At 42.8% G+C, this 14,532-nt stretch carries 24 protein-coding genes and 1 pseudogene; 3 read left to right on the plus strand and 22 right to left on the minus strand.

Translation table 11 applies throughout. From position 1 onward, the window contains the following. Positions 1-20 precede the first annotated feature (20 nt). The 22 genes and pseudogenes from rplO to B9T24_RS04195 form a co-directional block, all read right to left on the minus strand. The gene (rplO, locus tag B9T24_RS04090; protein ID WP_086164632.1) at positions 21-461 is read right to left on the minus strand and encodes a 50S ribosomal protein L15; all 441 of its coding nucleotides are present in this window, start codon (positions 459-461) and stop codon (positions 21-23) included. 3 nt (positions 462-464) lie between these two features. Further along, positions 465-641: a 50S ribosomal protein L30 gene (gene rpmD / locus B9T24_RS04095; RefSeq protein WP_034682838.1), complete on the minus strand. Its 177-nt coding sequence runs from the start codon at positions 639-641 to the stop codon at positions 465-467. A 6-nt stretch (positions 642-647) separates the two neighbouring features. Beyond that, positions 648-1,145: a 30S ribosomal protein S5 gene (gene rpsE / locus B9T24_RS04100; RefSeq protein WP_086164633.1), complete on the minus strand. Its 498-nt coding sequence runs from the start codon at positions 1,143-1,145 to the stop codon at positions 648-650. Positions 1,146-1,147: 2 nt separating this feature from the next. Beyond that, on the minus strand, positions 1,148-1,498 hold the full coding sequence (gene rplR, locus B9T24_RS04105) for a 50S ribosomal protein L18 (RefSeq protein WP_004281497.1): 351 nt from the start codon (positions 1,496-1,498) through the stop codon (positions 1,148-1,150). A gap of 14 nt (positions 1,499-1,512) precedes the next feature. Further along, complete coding sequence (gene rplF / locus B9T24_RS04110) at positions 1,513-2,046, minus strand: 50S ribosomal protein L6 (protein WP_004650474.1); 534 nt, start codon at positions 2,044-2,046, stop codon at positions 1,513-1,515. 13 nt (positions 2,047-2,059) lie between these two features. Then, a complete protein-coding gene (gene rpsH / locus B9T24_RS04115; protein WP_086164634.1) occupies positions 2,060-2,455 on the minus strand; it encodes a 30S ribosomal protein S8 in 396 nt (131 codons plus the stop codon). A gap of 13 nt (positions 2,456-2,468) precedes the next feature. After that, on the minus strand, positions 2,469-2,774 hold the full coding sequence (gene rpsN, locus B9T24_RS04120) for a 30S ribosomal protein S14 (protein ID WP_086164635.1): 306 nt from the start codon (positions 2,772-2,774) through the stop codon (positions 2,469-2,471). Between the two features lie 9 nt (positions 2,775-2,783). After that, entirely contained in the window at positions 2,784-3,320 is a 537-nt protein-coding gene (gene rplE, locus B9T24_RS04125; protein WP_004650477.1) for a 50S ribosomal protein L5, read from the minus strand. Positions 3,321-3,336: 16 nt separating this feature from the next. Then, positions 3,337-3,654, minus strand: a complete 318-nt coding sequence (gene rplX / locus B9T24_RS04130) for a 50S ribosomal protein L24 (RefSeq protein ID WP_004650478.1) — start codon at positions 3,652-3,654, stop codon at positions 3,337-3,339. 9 nt (positions 3,655-3,663) lie between these two features. Then, positions 3,664-4,032 (minus strand): 50S ribosomal protein L14, encoded by a 369-nt coding sequence (gene rplN / locus B9T24_RS04135; protein WP_004650480.1) that lies wholly within the window; start codon positions 4,030-4,032, stop codon positions 3,664-3,666. Between the two features lie 92 nt (positions 4,033-4,124). After that, on the minus strand, positions 4,125-4,382 hold the full coding sequence (gene rpsQ / locus B9T24_RS04140) for a 30S ribosomal protein S17 (protein ID WP_004650481.1): 258 nt from the start codon (positions 4,380-4,382) through the stop codon (positions 4,125-4,127). Continuing rightward, positions 4,379-4,576: a 50S ribosomal protein L29 gene (rpmC, locus tag B9T24_RS04145; RefSeq protein ID WP_004650482.1), complete on the minus strand. Its 198-nt coding sequence runs from the start codon at positions 4,574-4,576 to the stop codon at positions 4,379-4,381. Before rpmC ends, rpsQ begins: the two co-directional genes overlap by 4 nt. Next, positions 4,576-4,989 carry a 50S ribosomal protein L16 gene (gene rplP, locus B9T24_RS04150; RefSeq protein ID WP_004650483.1) on the minus strand — a complete coding sequence of 138 codons (414 nt, stop codon included), beginning with the start codon at positions 4,987-4,989 and terminating at the stop codon, positions 4,576-4,578. The genes rpmC and rplP overlap by 1 nt, the downstream gene beginning before the upstream one ends. Next, positions 4,929-5,745 (minus strand): annotated as a pseudogene (gene rpsC / locus B9T24_RS04155) (30S ribosomal protein S3). The gene rplP and the pseudogene rpsC overlap by 61 nt, the downstream one beginning before the upstream one ends. 1 nt (position 5,746) lies before the next feature. Then, positions 5,747-6,076 (minus strand): 50S ribosomal protein L22, encoded by a 330-nt coding sequence (rplV, locus tag B9T24_RS04160; RefSeq protein ID WP_004650485.1) that lies wholly within the window; start codon positions 6,074-6,076, stop codon positions 5,747-5,749. A 9-nt stretch (positions 6,077-6,085) separates the two neighbouring features. Beyond that, positions 6,086-6,361, minus strand: a complete 276-nt coding sequence (rpsS, locus tag B9T24_RS04165; RefSeq protein WP_004281508.1) for a 30S ribosomal protein S19 — start codon at positions 6,359-6,361, stop codon at positions 6,086-6,088. Positions 6,362-6,374: 13 nt separating this feature from the next. Then, positions 6,375-7,199, minus strand: coding sequence for a 50S ribosomal protein L2 (gene rplB / locus B9T24_RS04170; RefSeq protein WP_086164636.1), 825 nt, complete (start codon positions 7,197-7,199; stop codon positions 6,375-6,377). Between the two features lie 11 nt (positions 7,200-7,210). After that, positions 7,211-7,531: a 50S ribosomal protein L23 gene (rplW, locus tag B9T24_RS04175; protein WP_004650487.1), complete on the minus strand. Its 321-nt coding sequence runs from the start codon at positions 7,529-7,531 to the stop codon at positions 7,211-7,213. Then, a complete protein-coding gene (gene rplD / locus B9T24_RS04180) occupies positions 7,528-8,130 on the minus strand; it encodes a 50S ribosomal protein L4 (RefSeq protein ID WP_086164637.1) in 603 nt (200 codons plus the stop codon). The genes rplW and rplD overlap by 4 nt, the downstream gene beginning before the upstream one ends. 11 nt (positions 8,131-8,141) lie before the next feature. Further along, a complete protein-coding gene (gene rplC, locus B9T24_RS04185) occupies positions 8,142-8,780 on the minus strand; it encodes a 50S ribosomal protein L3 (RefSeq protein WP_086164638.1) in 639 nt (212 codons plus the stop codon). A 60-nt stretch (positions 8,781-8,840) separates the two neighbouring features. Continuing rightward, on the minus strand, positions 8,841-9,152 hold the full coding sequence (rpsJ, locus tag B9T24_RS04190; RefSeq protein ID WP_000070912.1) for a 30S ribosomal protein S10: 312 nt from the start codon (positions 9,150-9,152) through the stop codon (positions 8,841-8,843). 258 nt (positions 9,153-9,410) lie between these two features. Next, positions 9,411-10,148 (minus strand): type 1 glutamine amidotransferase, encoded by a 738-nt coding sequence (locus tag B9T24_RS04195; protein WP_086164639.1) that lies wholly within the window; start codon positions 10,146-10,148, stop codon positions 9,411-9,413. Positions 10,149-10,306: 158 nt separating this feature from the next. Here B9T24_RS04195 and B9T24_RS04200 point away from each other — a divergent pair, with 158 nt between their 5' ends. The 3 genes from B9T24_RS04200 to hmpA all read left to right on the plus strand — a co-directional run bounded on the left by B9T24_RS04200 (position 10,307) and on the right by hmpA (position 14,468). Continuing rightward, positions 10,307-11,533 (plus strand): PLP-dependent transferase, encoded by a 1,227-nt coding sequence (locus tag B9T24_RS04200; protein ID WP_086164640.1) that lies wholly within the window; start codon positions 10,307-10,309, stop codon positions 11,531-11,533. Positions 11,534-11,544: 11 nt separating this feature from the next. Then, on the plus strand, positions 11,545-13,107 hold the full coding sequence (locus tag B9T24_RS04205) for a helicase HerA-like domain-containing protein (RefSeq protein ID WP_086164641.1): 1,563 nt from the start codon (positions 11,545-11,547) through the stop codon (positions 13,105-13,107). A gap of 152 nt (positions 13,108-13,259) precedes the next feature. After that, complete coding sequence (gene hmpA, locus B9T24_RS04210; RefSeq protein WP_086164642.1) at positions 13,260-14,468, plus strand: NO-inducible flavohemoprotein; 1,209 nt, start codon at positions 13,260-13,262, stop codon at positions 14,466-14,468. The last annotated feature ends 64 nt before the right edge of the window (positions 14,469-14,532 follow it).

The raw sequence follows: 14,532 nt of genomic DNA on the forward strand, positions 1-14,532 counted from the left end.
GGAGACATAGACACTAGCGATTACTCCTCGACTTTGCCGCCAGCAGCTTCAACAGCAGCTTTAGCGCCTTTAGTCAATGCAACACCTTGAATAGTGAATGCACGAGTAATATCACCAGAAAGTACGATACGAGCACGAGTCATATCTTTACGTACAACATTCGCTGCTTTTAAAGTTTCAAGTGAAATAATATCACCTTCAACTTTAGCAAGCTCAGATAAACGTACTTCAGCAGTTTTTAAAGCGAGTTGGCTAGTAAAACCGAATTTAGGCAAACGACGATATAACGCAGTTTGACCACCTTCAAATCCTGGACGTGTACCACCGCTCTTACGTGAATTCTGACCTTTGACACCACGGCCACCGGTCTTACCAACGCCAGAACCGATACCACGGCCTAGACGAAGGTTGTCACGCTTAGCACCTTCTGCAGGTGCAATAGTATTTAAACGCAGAGTCATGGCTTATTCCTCTACACTAACCATATAGTAGACTTGGTTGATCATACCGCGGTTAGAAGGCGTATCTTGCACTTCTACAGTATGACCAATACGACGCAGACCTAAACCTTGAAGGCTAAGCTTGTGATTTTTCAAGCGATGCGATGAAGATTTAGTCTGGGTAACTTTAATCGTTTTCATGATTGATTACCCTTGAATTTGTTCAACAGTAAGACCACGTTTCGCAGCGACTTTCTCAGGAGAAGTCATATCACGCAAACCTTTGAAAGTTGCGTTAACTACGTTAGCAGCATTTGTAGAACCATAGCATTTTGTCAATACGTTATGTACGCCAACAGCTTCTAGAACTGCACGCATAGCACCACCAGCAATTACACCAGTACCTTCAGAAGCAGGTTGCATGTAAACGCGGCTTGCACCGTGACGAGCATTAATAGGATGTTGTACAGTACCGTTAACAAGATCAACAGTAATCATGTTGCGACGTGCAGCTTCAAGTGCTTTAGAAATAGCAGCTGGAACTTCACGTGCTTTACCACGACCAAAACCTACGCGACCATTACCATCACCCACAACAGTTAATGCTGTGAAAGAGAAGATACGACCACCCTTAACAACTTTGGCTACACGATCAACGGCAACCAGCTTTTCAACAAGACCTTCGTTTTGTTCAACTTTAGCCATGATTAGAACTCCAAGCCGTTTTCACGAGCAGCATCAGCCAAGGCTTTGATACGACCATGATATTTAAAACCAGAACGGTCAAATGCAACTTTAGTTACACCAGCTGCTTTAGCACGCTCTGCGATTAAAGCACCTACTTTTTGAGCTGCTTCAACGTTACCAGTTGTGCCAGCACGTAAAGTAGCATCTAAAGTTGAAGCTTGCGCTAAAACTTTGCCACCATCTGCTGAAATAACTTGCGCATAGATGTGACGCGGAGTGCGGTTTACACACAAGCGAGTCGCACCCAATGCACGAATGTGCAAGCGTGTGCTTTTCGCACGACGCAAACGGGATTGTTTCTTTTCGTTCATAAGAACCTCGCGCCTTATTTCTTCTTAGCTTCTTTACGAAGAACAACTTCATCCGAATAACGAACACCTTTACCTTTATAAGGTTCAGGTTCACGATATGAACGGATATCTGCAGCTACTTGACCCAACATATGTTTGCTTGCTGATTTCAAAATGATTTCAGTAGCAGTTGGAGTTTCAGCAGTTACACCTTCAGGAAGTTTATAATCGATAGGGTGTGAATAACCAAGGTTAAGGTGAACAACATCACCTTTAACCGCAGCTTTATAACCAACACCGATTAGTTGTAACTTACGTTCGAAGCCTTCACTAACACCCTTTACAAGGTTGTTAAGAACAGCGCGAGCTGTACCAGCTTGCATCCAAGCGTCTTTCGACTCTTTAACTGGAGCAACTTGAAGATTACCTTCTTCCTGTTTAAGCTCGACCAGCGCATGCAGGTTGAAAGACAAAGTACCTTTTGTGCCTTTCACTTCGACCTGCCGGCCGTTCTGAGTAACTGTTACACCGTTAGGCACAGTTACTGGGGCTTTAGCCACACGAGACATGAGGAATCACCTATTAAGAAACAAAAGCAATAACTTCACCACCGATGCCCGCAGCACGTGCAGCGCGATCAGTCATGATGCCTTTGCTTGTAGAAACAATTGCAATACCTAAACCTTGCTTAACGCTAGGAAGTGCATCTTTACCGCGATACTGACGTAAACCTGGACGGCTTACGCGTTTCACAGTTTCGATAACTGGTTTGCCTTCAAAATATTTTAACGTAATTGTTAAAGTTGGTTTGCCTTCAGCATCCGCAACTTCTACGTTTGAAATATAACCTTCAGATTGAAGTACGCTAGCGATAGCTACTTTCAACTTCGAGTTAGGCATAGAAACAGTTTGTTTCTTAGCCATTTGTGCGTTACGAACACGTGTTAGCATGTCGGCAACGGTATCTTGCATACTCATTTATAGTCGCTCCTTACCAGCTTGCCTTAACAACGCCCGGTACATCACCTTGCATTACTGTTTCACGTAATTTGTTACGGCTTAAGCCAAACTTACGGAAGTAACCATGAGGACGACCAGTTAAACCGCAACGGTTACGAAGACGTACTGGAGACGCATTACGTGGTAATGCTTGAAATTTCATCATCGCTTCGAAACGTTCTTCTTCGCTTGCATTTACATTTGCAATGATTGCTTTTAATTCAGCACGCTTTGCAGCAAATTTAGCAACAGTAGCTTCGCGTTTCAATTCGCGATTAATCATACCTTTCTTAGCCATATCGACCTCTTATTTGAACGGGAAGCCGAATGCACGCATAAGCGCACGGCCTTCGTCATCGGTGCGAGCAGTCGTAGTAACGGTAATATCCATACCACGAATACGATCAATCTTATCGAAATCGATTTCAGGGAACATAATTTGTTCCTTGAGACCCATCGAATAGTTACCACGACCATCAAATGATTTCGCAGAAAAACCGCGGAAGTCACGAATACGAGGGATCGCAATAGAGATCAAACGGTCTAAGAATTCGTACATACGTTCGCCGCGTAAAGTAACTTTACAACCAATTGGCCAACCATCACGGATTTTAAAACCCGCGATTGATTTACGTGCTAATGTAAGAACGGGTTTTTGACCAGCAATTGCTTGCATGTCTGATAATGCACCATCTAACAATTTCTTGTCAGCTGAAGCTGCACCAACACCCATATTAATGGTGATTTTAGTAATGCGAGGAATTTCCATCACATTCTTAACGCCCAATTGTTCTAATAATTGAGCTTTAAGTTCTTCGTTGTAACGTGTTTTAAGTCTGGCCATGGCCTATATCAACCTATTACTTCGCTACCGCCACTGATTCACCAGTTGATTTGAATACGCGAGTTTTCACGCCTTCAGTCACTTGGTAACCAACACGGTCAGCCTTTTGGGTTGTAGCATTAAAAATTGCCACGTTTGAGATATGAAGCGTAGCTTCTTGAGTTACGATGCTGCCTTCAGCGCCAGTAGCTCGGTTCGGCTTTTGATGCTTCTTCACCAAGTTAAGGCCTTCAACCTTAACGCGATCATTTGAAACAGACAAGACAGTTCCCTGTTTGCCTTTTTCTTTACCTGCGATCACAATAATTTGATCGCCTTTTTTAATCTTAGCCATGAGTGCCTCTTATAGAACTTCAGGAGCCAATGAAATGATTTTCATGAACTGTTCAGTACGAAGTTCACGAGTCACTGGTCCGAAAATACGAGTTGCAATCGGCGCTTTGTTGTTGTTCAAAATTACAGCAGCATTGTCATCAAAACGAATGATTGAACCATCCGGACGACGCACACCAAATTTTGTACGTACAACTACAGCATTCATCACGTCGCCTTTTTTAACACGGCCACGAGGAATAGCTTCTTTTACAGTAACTTTAATAATGTCGCCAACAGAAGCATAACGACGGTGTGAACCACCTAGTACTTTAATACATTGTACACGGCGAGCACCACTGTTGTCTGCTACGTCGAGCATACTTTCGGTTTGAATCATTGCCCTACTCCAAAACCGAGCATCACCGGTCACAATTTCGAAAGGCTCAAAGAGTACTCGAAATTAACCGATGATGCAACAAGAACGTCTAATTACTCAGCAGCAGCTTCAATAACTTCCACTAAAGCCCAAGCTTTAGTTTTAGAAATTGGGCGGCTTTCTTTAATGGTCACTACGTCGCCAGTTTTAGCAACATTGTTCTCATCATGAGCGTGTAATTTAGTTGAACGGCGGATTGATTTGCCATACAACGGGTGTTGAACTCGGCGTTCAATAAGCACAACAATAGACTTGTCCATTTTGTCGCTTACAACTTTGCCGGTTAACGTGCGAACTGTTTGTTCACTCATTGTCCGTTCCCCTGTTTTTCGGTAAGGAGTGTCTTAATACGAGCAATAGTCTTACGAGTAAGCGCAACTTCATGCGATTTACCCAACTGACCAGTTGCTTTAGCCATACGAAGACGGAATTGGTTAAGCTGTTGCTCATCAAGCAAAGCTGTCAACTCTTCTACCGATTTTTCACGTAGATCTTTAGTTTTCATTACATTACCGTCCGAGTCACGATAGTGGTTTTAAACGGAAGCTTCGCAGCAGCAAGCGTAAATGCTTCACGCGCTAATTCTTCGCTTACACCATCCATTTCGTACAAGATCTTACCTGGTTTGATTTGACAAACCCAGTATTCCACAGAACCTTTACCTTTACCCATACGAACTTCTAATGGTTTTTCAGTAATTGGTTTGTCTGGGAAAACACGGATAAAGATCTTACCACCACGTTTTACACGACGGCTAATTGTACGACGCGCAGCTTCAATTTGACGAGCAGTCATTTGACCACGCTCGATAGATTTAAGTGCAATAGTACCAAAAGATACAGTGCTACCGCGATGCGCTAGACCAGTGTTACGGCCTTTTTGCACTTTACGGAATTTAGTACGTTTAGGTTGCAACATGGATTATTCTCCTTTTTCAGCAGAACGATCATTGCGACGACCACGACGCTCTTGACCTTCACCACGACCGCGACCACGTTTAGCTGGACGTTCTTCAGCAGGAGCAGGGTTCATGACTTGTTTCATGCCACCTAAGATCTCACCACGGAAAATCCAAACTTTAACGCCAATCGTACCGTAAGTCGTTTCAGCACGCATAGTAGAGTAGTCGATATCTGCACGAAGTGTATGCAAAGGTACACGACCTTCACGATACCACTCAGTACGAGCAATCTCTGCACCACCAAGACGACCAGAAACTTCAACTTTGATACCTTTAGCACCAGCACGCATCGAGTTCTGTACCGCACGCTTCATAGCACGACGGAACATTACACGTTTCTCTAATTGAGAAGCGATAGCTTCAGCAACTAGACGAGCGTCTAAATCTGGGCGATCGATTTCGTTGATACTTACTTGCGCAGGAACACCCATAATAGATGTTAATTCGCGTTGTAATTTCTCAATGTCTTCGCCTTTTTTACCGATAACGATACCTGGACGAGCAGTGCTAATAGTAATTTTAGCAGCGCCTGTAGGACGTTCGATAAGAATTTTGCTGATCATCGCATTTTTAAGTTTTTTAGTTAAAAACTCACGAACTTGAAGATCTTTAAGCAAATATTCAGCGTATTGTTTCGGACTCGCATACCAGTTAGCGTTATGACGTTTCACAACACCTAGGCGGATACCGATTGGATGAACCTTCTGACCCATATCAAACCCCTACCTTAACGGTGATGTGACAAGTACGCTTAGTAATACGATCTGCACGGCCTTTAGCACGTGGCATAATACGTTTAAGGCTAGTGCCTTCATCAACGTAAATCGTAGAAACTTTAAGGTCGTCTACATCTAAACTGTTATTATGTTCAGCGTTTGCAATTGCAGATTCCAAAGCTTTTTTCACTAACACAGCAGCTTTTTTGTTGCTGAAGGTTAAAATGTTCAAAGCGTGGGCAATAGATTTGCCACGAATCAGGTCTGCAACCAAACGAGCTTTTTGTGCCGAGATAGCGGCACCGCGTAATTTAGCAGTAACTTCCATCATAGCACCTTAACGTTTAGATTTCTTGTCAACACCGTGACCACGATAGGTACGAGTTGGCGCGAATTCACCGAGTTTATGACCAACCATATGCTCTGATACAATTACCGGAACATGGTTACGACCATTATGAACAGAAATTGTTAAACCAACAAAATCTGGGAGAATCATCGAACGACGCGACCAAGTTTTGATCGGCTTACGGTTATTAGCCGCGATAGCCGCTTCAACCTTAGCGAACAAGTGCGCATCGACGAATGGACCTTTTTTCAGAGAACGAGGCATTAGTCAGATTCCTTTACTTGACGCGACGGTCGCGAATAATCATCTTAGTCGTACGCTTATTGGTACGTGTTTTGTACCCCTTAGCTTTTTGACCCCATGGGCTTACAGGTTGAATACCTTTATTACGCCCTTCACCACCACCATGTGGGTGATCTACTGGGTTCATCGCCATACCACGAACGGTAGGACGAATACCACGCCAGCGCGAAGCACCAGCTTTACCCAATGAACGAAGGTTGCTTTCTGCGTTAGATACTTCACCTAATACAGCACGGCATTCAACATGAATTTTACGCATCTCGCCTGAACGTAGACGAACGATAGCGTAAGAGCCATCACGACCCAACAACTGAACAGAAGTACCAGCTGAACGAGCTAATTGCGCGCCTTTACCGATTTTAAGTTCAAGGTTGTGTAATGTAGAACCGATTGGCATGTTACGAAGTGGTAAGCAGTTACCTGGACGAATTGGAGCATCGTTACCAGATTGTACTTTATCACCAGCACGTAAGCCCTTAGGAGCAATAATATAGCGACGTTCACCATCAGCATACAAAACTAAAGCAATGTGTGCAGTACGGTTAGGATCGTATTCAATACGCTCTACAGTAGCTGGAATGCCATCTTTATTACGTTTGAAGTCAACAAGACGGTAGTTTTGTTTATGACCACCACCAACGTGACGAGTTGTAATATGACCGTTATTATTACGACCACCAGTACGTTTTTTAGCTTCAACCAACGGTGAGTACGGTGCGCCTTTATGAAGATGGTCGTGAACGACTTTCTCTACAAAGCGACGTCCTGGAGACGTTGGCTTACATTTTTGAATAGGCATAAATTTCGTCCTTATTCCGCTGCGCTTTCAGCGGTATCGCCCAAGTCAGCCATTTCAACATCTTGGCCAGCTTTCAGGGTGACGTATGCTTTTTTAACATCAGAACGACGTCCTAATGTTTTACCAAAGCGTTTAGTCTTACCTTTAGTGATGGTCGTGTTAACTTTAACAACTTCCACACCAAAGAGTTGTTCAACTGCTTTTTTGATTTCAAGCTTGTTTGCACCAAGTGCAACTTTAAAAACTTGAACACCAGCAGCCTCACCTAAAGCTTGAGCTTTTTCTGAGAATACAGGTCCTTGTAGGACTTGATAGATACGTTCGTTGTTCATCCGAGTTCTACCTCAATTTTCTTAGCAGCAGCTACAGACATAACAACTTTGTCGAACGCAATCAAGCTAACAGGATCAATTGCAGCAGCATCAACCACATCTACATGGGGAAGGTTACGTGCAGCAAGATATAGATTTTCATCTACAGAATCCGTAACGATTAATGCGCGAACTGCATTTAAGTCGTTAAGTTTAGCAAGCAATTCTTTAGTTTTAGGAGCAGCAACTGCAAACTCTTCAACCAATATTAGGCGATCTTGACGAACAAGTTCAGCTAAGATGCATTGCATAGCACCGCGGTACATTTTACGGTTAACTTTTTGAGACCAATCTTGTGGACGAGCAGCAAAAGTCTTACCACCACCAACCCAGATTGGGCTACGAATAGAACCAGCACGCGCACGACCAGTACCTTTTTGACGGAAAGGTTTTTTACCACCGCCAGATACATCGCCACGTGATTTTTGAGCTTTAGAACCTTGACGACCACCAGCTAAATAAGCTGTAACAACTTGGTGTACAAGAGCTTCGTTAAATTCACGACCGAAAGCAACTTCAGATAATTCAACAGCAGAGCCGGAAACAGTATTTAAATTCACAATATTTCCCCTCAGGCCTTGATCGTAGGACGAACAGTAACGTTGCCACCAGTAGCACCAGGAACCGCGCCTTTAACAACAAGAACTGAACGCTCAACGTCGATAGCAATGATCTCAAGACCCTGTGTAGTTACGCGTTCAGCACCCAAATGGCCAGCCATTTTTTTGCCTTTGAACACGCGTCCAGGTGTCTGGTTTTGACCAGTAGAACCCAAAGAACGGTGAGAAAGTGAGTTACCGTGAGTTGCATCTTGCGTACGGAAGTTCCAACGCTTAACACCACCTTGGAAACCTTTACCTTTAGATTGACCAGTTACGTCAACAACTTGACCCACTGTGAACAATTCAACGGTAAGAGAACCACCAACTTCACGACCTTCAAGATCAGCTTCTGTAGCGCGGAATTCTTGAACTAAACGACCAGCAGCAACACCCGCTTTCGCGAAATGGCCTTTTTGAGCGTTAGTTACGCGAGATTCGCGACGTTCACCAGTAGTGATTTGAATCGCTTGATAACCATCAGTTTCAAGCGTTTTGATTTGAGTGATGCGGTTAGGATCAACCTCAATCACCGTAACAGGTACAGAAACACCAGCATCTGTAAAGATACGTGTCATACCGCACTTGCGACCGACTAAACCAATAGTCATGTGCATAAACCTCTAAAAAAGCGGCTTAATTAACCTAAAATGTCAATTAACCCGAAAGCCTTAACCCAATGCGATCTGAACATCAACACCAGCTGCAAGATCCAATTTCATCAATGCATCAACAGTTTTGTCTGTTGGTTGAACGATATCGATCAAACGCTTGTAAGTGCGGATTTCATACTGATCACGCGCGTCTTTATTAACGTGCGGAGAAGTTAGAACGTTAAAACGCTCGATGCGTGTAGGCATCGGAATTGGACCACAAACTTGTGCGCCAGTACGTTTTGCTGTTTCTACGATCTCTTGAGCAGATTGATCAATCAGACGATGATCAAAAGACTTCAAACGGATACGGATTCTCTGGTTAGACATACCAGTAAACTCCAAGCCAAATATATAAAGAATCACCTCTGACGCATCTCACCTAGTGGTAAGTGTCAAAGGCAGTGAAAATCACTAAGGTCATGATCGATGCCACGACTGTCACGATATTAACTACTTTATTCGTAGTTAACCCCTTTTATTAAAGGGTCGCTCATTATAGCGATTGTTTAACGCTTAAGCAAATCTCTTTTCAACTTTATCCTATCTTTTTCAAATCACAAATTTGCAGCATTGTTTAAAAAAACATCAGCATGCTGTTTTTTGCAAAACGTACTCTATTGCTTGGTTTAATATTTGATTTCCATCAATAAAATTATTTTTTGATGTCTTTTTGAGTTGTTGTTGCGTTTGTACATGCTGACCAGAAAAATGATCTAACTCCTCCTCATTTTCTAAAAACAAGTTTAATGTCTCTGGCGTAATTTCAGGGTGAAACTGAAAACCCAAGACATTTTTGCCAATTTGGTACATTTGGTTTCGACAGACATCATTTTCCGCCAAATGAATCGCACCTTTTGGAATTTCAAAAGTTTCACTGTGCCATTGCATCACATTAAACTCTGCTGGCAATTCAAAACATTCCGCAGGCACATAATTCACTTTACGCACTCCCGTCCAACCCAATTCCTGTTTTTCGCTTCGACTCACAGCAGCACCTAGGGCATTGGCGATCAACTGCCCACCTAAACATAAACCGATTGCGGGTTTTCCCATAGACAAGTATCGTCGTAACCAGCGTTTTTCTATTCTCAACCAAGGGAAATTGACTTCATCATTTACGCTCATTTCCCCTCCCATAATGATGAGTAAATCGACATCTTCTACCTGAGGTAAGGCTTCTATTTCCAAGGAACGATCGACAGGTAACGCAAAAAATTCCGTTGCACTAATTTTAGCATGGTGCTGTTTTAAAAATTGATGACAACTACCGAACCCTTCACCAGCAATATGCTGAAAATAATGTACTTTTAAATGCGACTTCATCCGCCCAAACCTATTGTTGTTGCTCTAATAGAGGTTTAGCAAAAATGAAGCCAACTTTTAAAAATGTAGCCCTTTTTATACGTTTGGGCATTTATATAGCCTAATGGGTCTGTTTCTCTTAAGCTAAAGCTCATTTTGATACGACTTAGAGCAGAACTTTGAAAAATAATCCACAAACTGCATTGATTCATGCACCACGACAAGCCCCTCAATACATTTCGACCATCCAACCTCCCCTGTTTCGTGCATCGACCATTATTTTCCCAAACACAGATGCACTGTTTAATCGCCACTGGAGTGATGCTTATGACTATAGTTATGGTACGCATGGCACACCAACAACCTTTACTTTAGGCGACAACATCGCGCAGATTGAAGGTGGAAATTTTTGTTTACTGGCACCCAGCGGTTTGTCTGCCATCAACCTTGTGAATGCTTGCTTTTTAGCACAGGGAGATGAAGTTTGGGTTGCAGATAACATCTATGGTCCAAATATGGAACATTTGCGCAATCTAGAAACACGTTATGGCATCCACGTGAAAATTTACAATCCAATAGAGGTTGATAGCTTCCAACCCTCAGCACAAGCCAAACTGATTTGGTTAGAGGCAGCAGGTTCAATCACTTTAGAATTCCCAAACTTGGTCGCTTTGGTCAATAAAGCCAAACAAGCCAATGTTTTGACTGCGCTGGATAACACTTGGGGCGCGGGGCTTGCCTTTAATGCCTTTAATTTTGCTGATGAACATTTAAGTGTCGATATTACTGTACATGCGCTGACCAAATACCCTAGCGGCGGTGGTGATATTTTAATGGGTTCCGTGGTGACACGTGATCAAAAGCTGCATCACCAACTGTTCCGTATGCATGCCATTCAAGGCATTGCCATTTCAGGGGATGATGCCGCACAAGTTCAGCGCAGCTTAGCGTCTATGCGACTTCGTTATGAACATCAATCACAAAGCACTTTAAAACTGCTTGATTGGCTGAAACAACAAGATGAATTTGTACAAGTCCTGCATCCTGCCGATGCATCCTCTGCTGGGCATCACTACTGGAAGGAAGTGTGTCAAGAGGGACATAGCGCAGGTTTAGTCAGCGTGATTTTTAAAACTAAATATGATTTAACTGCCATTCGAAAGTTTTGCGACAGCTTGAATCTTTTTAAACTCGGCTTTAGCTGGGGTGGCCCTGTTAGTTTAGTCATGCTGTATAACTTAAAAGAGATGCGTGAACTACAACATACACATTTACAACAAGGATTATTGGTTCGTTTTTGTATAGGGCTAGAACATCCAACCGATTTAATTCAAGATATAGAAAATGCGCTAAAACAACTGAATACACAACAACTCGAACAACCTAAACACAAGAAAATAAAATAGGGATAAACCGTATGGGTACAGCAATTGTTATTGCAAAAAAAACCTCAGACACACAACAAGAAATTGTTTTACATTCACAGTTTGCCAACCGTCACGGTTTAATCGCTGGAGCAACGGGCACAGGCAAAACAGTCACACTCAAAGTCCTTGCAGAAAATTTTTCCCGAATGGGTGTACCCGTATTTTTAGCCGATGCCAAAGGTGATGTATCTAGCCTTGCTCAGGCAGGAGCAAGTAGCCCTAAATTTGATGCACGTCTGAAAGTTTTAAATATTGATACAATTCCTTTTGCCGCTTCACCTGTCGTGTTTTGGGATTTATTTGCCGAACAAGGTCATCCGATTCGCACCACGGTTTCGGAAATTGGCCCACTCTTATTAGCACGTATGCTCAATCTGAATGACACGCAAGAGGGTGTACTTTCCGCAGTGTTTCGTATTGCCGATGATCAAGGCTTATTGCTGATTGATTTTAAAGATTTAAAATCAATCATTAGCTATGTGTCCGAACATGCAACCGAGTTTCAAGCTGAATATGGCAACCTTTCTCCTGCCAGTCTGGGCGCTATACAACGTAATTTATTGGCGCTTGCAGACCAAGGCGGTGATCAATTTTTTGGTGAACCCAGTTTAAATATTTTAGATTTCATTCAAACCGATAGCCAAGGCCGTGGTTATATCAATGTATTAGCCGCAGACAAGCTGATGAACACGCCCAAATTGTATGCCACATTTCTGCTTTGGATGCTTTCAGAATTATTTGAACAGTTACCCGAAGTCGGTGATCTGGACAAACCTAAACTGGTGTTCTTTTTCGATGAAGCCCATTTATTGTTCGACAACGCCAGTACCGCGCTGCAAGAAAAAATTGAACAAGTGGTCCGCCTAATTCGCTCTAAAGGGGTCGGAATTTACTTCGTGACGCAAAATCCGCTCGACTTACCTGAAAGCGTTTTAGGACAACTGGGCAACCGTATTCAACATGCCTTACGTGCATTTACCCCCAAAGATCAAAAAGCTGTCAAAACTGCCGCAGATACCTTCCGATCCAATCCTGAATTTAAAGTCGATCAAGCCATTACAGAACTGGGAGTTGGCGAGGCTTTAATTAGTTGCTTGGATGAACAAGGAATTCCACAAGTTGTCGAGCGTGGCTGGGTGATGCCGCCCTATTCATCATTTACCCCGATTAGTCTAGATGAACGTCAGCTCCTCATGAAGCAAAGCATTGTTGCAGGCATTTATGAGCAACAGGTCGACCGTGAAAGTGCTTTTGAGATGTTGCAACAGAAAATCATACAACGTCAACAACAGGCCATTGCAGAAGAAACAGCAAAACAACAAGCCAAAGAACAAGAAGCTATAGCCAAGCAGCAGGCCAAAGAACAAGAGGCTTTTGCAAAACAGCAAACACGTGAGCAAGAAAAAGAAACGGATCGTGCATCAAAACAACGTGAAAAACTCACCCAAGACATTGTGGGCACCTTTGCAAAAAGTGCCGCACGCAGCTTAGGTGGCAGTACAGGACAAAAAATTGTCCGCGGTCTACTCGGCTCTCTTTTTGGCAGAAAATAGCGCTCATTTCCCCTATCAAGATTTTTAAAATTATGGGATATTTAGATATTCCATAATTTTTTTATGGTTTTTTTTAAAAGATGTATTTACAAGCCAGTTTATAAAATGTATTTTAAATACATCTTATAAATAACAGCCATGAGAGATCTGCCATGACTCCGCACCAAATTGACCTTGTAAAAGCAACTGTCCCTGTACTTCGTGAAAACGGTGTAGCTCTAACTGGTTATTTTTATAACCGTATGCTGGGCAATAATCCTGATCTAAAAGAAACTTTTAATATGGGACATCAACGTAGCGGTGCACAAGCACAAGCCTTAGCAGGTGCAGTTTTGGCGTATGCTGAAAACATTGAAGACCCTTCAGTCCTTTTACCTGTCGTTGAATTAATTGCTCATAAGCATGTGAGTCTGAATATTCAATCACCAGACTATAATATTGTCGGTGAAAATTTATTACATTCGATTAGTGAAGTGCTCAGCATTCCAATGGAAGACCCTCTAATTGGTGCTTGGGCGGCTGCTTACGGTCAATTGGCGGATCTTTTCATTAGTACTGAAAAAGCGATTTACGATCAACATCAGCAAACTAAAGGCAGCTGGTTAGGCTGGCGCAATTTTAAAATTGCCAAAAAAGTGGTGGAAAGTGACGAAATTACGTCATTCTACCTCGCACCTGTAGATGGTGGCGAATTACCAAAATATGAAGCAGGACAATATATCTCGGTTCGTGTGTTTGTTGAGGAACTCGGTCTAAAACAACCTCGCCAATACACTTTATCAACCAGTCCACAAGCAGACTATTTACGTATTTCAGTGAAACGTGAAGATGAAAAAGGTGATTTGGCAGGCGGTTGGGTTTCAAATACGCTACATGGCTTGGCGGAAGGTTCAGAAATTGAAGTCTCTGCACCAACAGGTAACTTCTATCTCACTGACCCAAGTAAACGTAATGTCTTTATTAGTGGTGGTGTTGGATTAACCCCAATGATTGCCATGCTGAACCAATTGGTTACTTTGGATATGCCACAACCAGTGAGTTTTATCCACGCTTGCCGTAGCAGCCACGTACATGCCATGAAAAAACATATTCATGAGTTACAAGCAAAATATCCTCGCCTAAGCACATTTACTGCTTATGAAGCACCCCATCAGGGCGATGTCTTAGGTGAAGACTATGATGTTGCTGGACGTTTAGACTTAACCACAATGGATGCTGCTTTACTTCCTGTAAATGCAGATTACTACTTATGTGGTCCAATGCCATTCATGGCAGAACAACAAAAAGCTTTGGTCGCTCGTGGTATTCCTGCTGAAAACATTCACAGTGAAGCGTTTGGCACAGGTGGCGTTCATCACTAATCCGCTCCGCTAACATTAAATAAAGAGAGGGTTAGTCTTGTTATGCTAGACTAACCCTGATTTT

This window comes from Acinetobacter sp. ANC 4654, from assembly GCF_002135425.1.
In the GTDB taxonomy this organism is placed as follows: domain Bacteria; phylum Pseudomonadota; class Gammaproteobacteria; order Pseudomonadales; family Moraxellaceae; genus Acinetobacter; species Acinetobacter kyonggiensis.

Bases quoted from the DNA above. Each gene is read 5' to 3' on its own strand.
- rplO (WP_086164632.1), bottom strand. From the start codon at position 461: ATGACTCTGCGTTTAAATACTATTGCACCTGCAGAAGGTGCTAAGCGT.
- rpmD (WP_034682838.1), bottom strand. From the start codon at position 641: ATGAAAACGATTAAAGTTACCCAGACTAAATCTTCATCGCATCGCTTG.
- rpsE (WP_086164633.1), bottom strand. From the start codon at position 1,145: ATGGCTAAAGTTGAACAAAACGAAGGTCTTGTTGAAAAGCTGGTTGCC.
- rplR (WP_004281497.1), bottom strand. From the start codon at position 1,498: ATGAACGAAAAGAAACAATCCCGTTTGCGTCGTGCGAAAAGCACACGC.
- rplF (WP_004650474.1), bottom strand. From the start codon at position 2,046: ATGTCTCGTGTGGCTAAAGCCCCAGTAACTGTGCCTAACGGTGTAACA.
- rpsH (WP_086164634.1), bottom strand. From the start codon at position 2,455: ATGAGTATGCAAGATACCGTTGCCGACATGCTAACACGTGTTCGTAAC.
- rpsN (WP_086164635.1), bottom strand. From the start codon at position 2,774: ATGGCTAAGAAAGGTATGATTAATCGCGAATTGAAACGCGAAGCTACT.
- rplE (WP_004650477.1), bottom strand. From the start codon at position 3,320: ATGGCCAGACTTAAAACACGTTACAACGAAGAACTTAAAGCTCAATTA.
- rplX (WP_004650478.1), bottom strand. From the start codon at position 3,654: ATGGCTAAGATTAAAAAAGGCGATCAAATTATTGTGATCGCAGGTAAA.
- rplN (WP_004650480.1), bottom strand. From the start codon at position 4,032: ATGATTCAAACCGAAAGTATGCTCGACGTAGCAGACAACAGTGGTGCT.
- rpsQ (WP_004650481.1), bottom strand. From the start codon at position 4,382: ATGAGTGAACAAACAGTTCGCACGTTAACCGGCAAAGTTGTAAGCGAC.
- rpmC (WP_004650482.1), bottom strand. From the start codon at position 4,576: ATGAAAACTAAAGATCTACGTGAAAAATCGGTAGAAGAGTTGACAGCT.
- rplP (WP_004650483.1), bottom strand. From the start codon at position 4,989: ATGTTGCAACCTAAACGTACTAAATTCCGTAAAGTGCAAAAAGGCCGT.
- rplV (WP_004650485.1), bottom strand. From the start codon at position 6,076: ATGGAAGTTACTGCTAAATTACGCGGTGCCGCTATCTCGGCACAAAAA.
- rpsS (WP_004281508.1), bottom strand. From the start codon at position 6,361: ATGCCTCGTTCTCTGAAAAAAGGTCCATTCGTCGATGCGCACTTGTTC.
- rplB (WP_086164636.1), bottom strand. From the start codon at position 7,199: ATGCCTATTCAAAAATGTAAGCCAACGTCTCCAGGACGTCGCTTTGTA.
- rplW (WP_004650487.1), bottom strand. From the start codon at position 7,531: ATGAACAACGAACGTATCTATCAAGTCCTACAAGGACCTGTATTCTCA.
- rplC (WP_086164638.1), bottom strand. From the start codon at position 8,780: ATGACTATTGGTTTAGTCGGTCGCAAGTGCGGTATGACACGTATCTTT.
- rpsJ (WP_000070912.1), bottom strand. From the start codon at position 9,152: ATGTCTAACCAGAGAATCCGTATCCGTTTGAAGTCTTTTGATCATCGT.
- B9T24_RS04195 (WP_086164639.1), bottom strand. From the start codon at position 10,148: ATGAAGTCGCATTTAAAAGTACATTATTTTCAGCATATTGCTGGTGAA.
- B9T24_RS04205 (WP_086164641.1), top strand. From the start codon at position 11,545: ATGGGTACAGCAATTGTTATTGCAAAAAAAACCTCAGACACACAACAA.
- hmpA (WP_086164642.1), top strand. From the start codon at position 13,260: ATGACTCCGCACCAAATTGACCTTGTAAAAGCAACTGTCCCTGTACTT.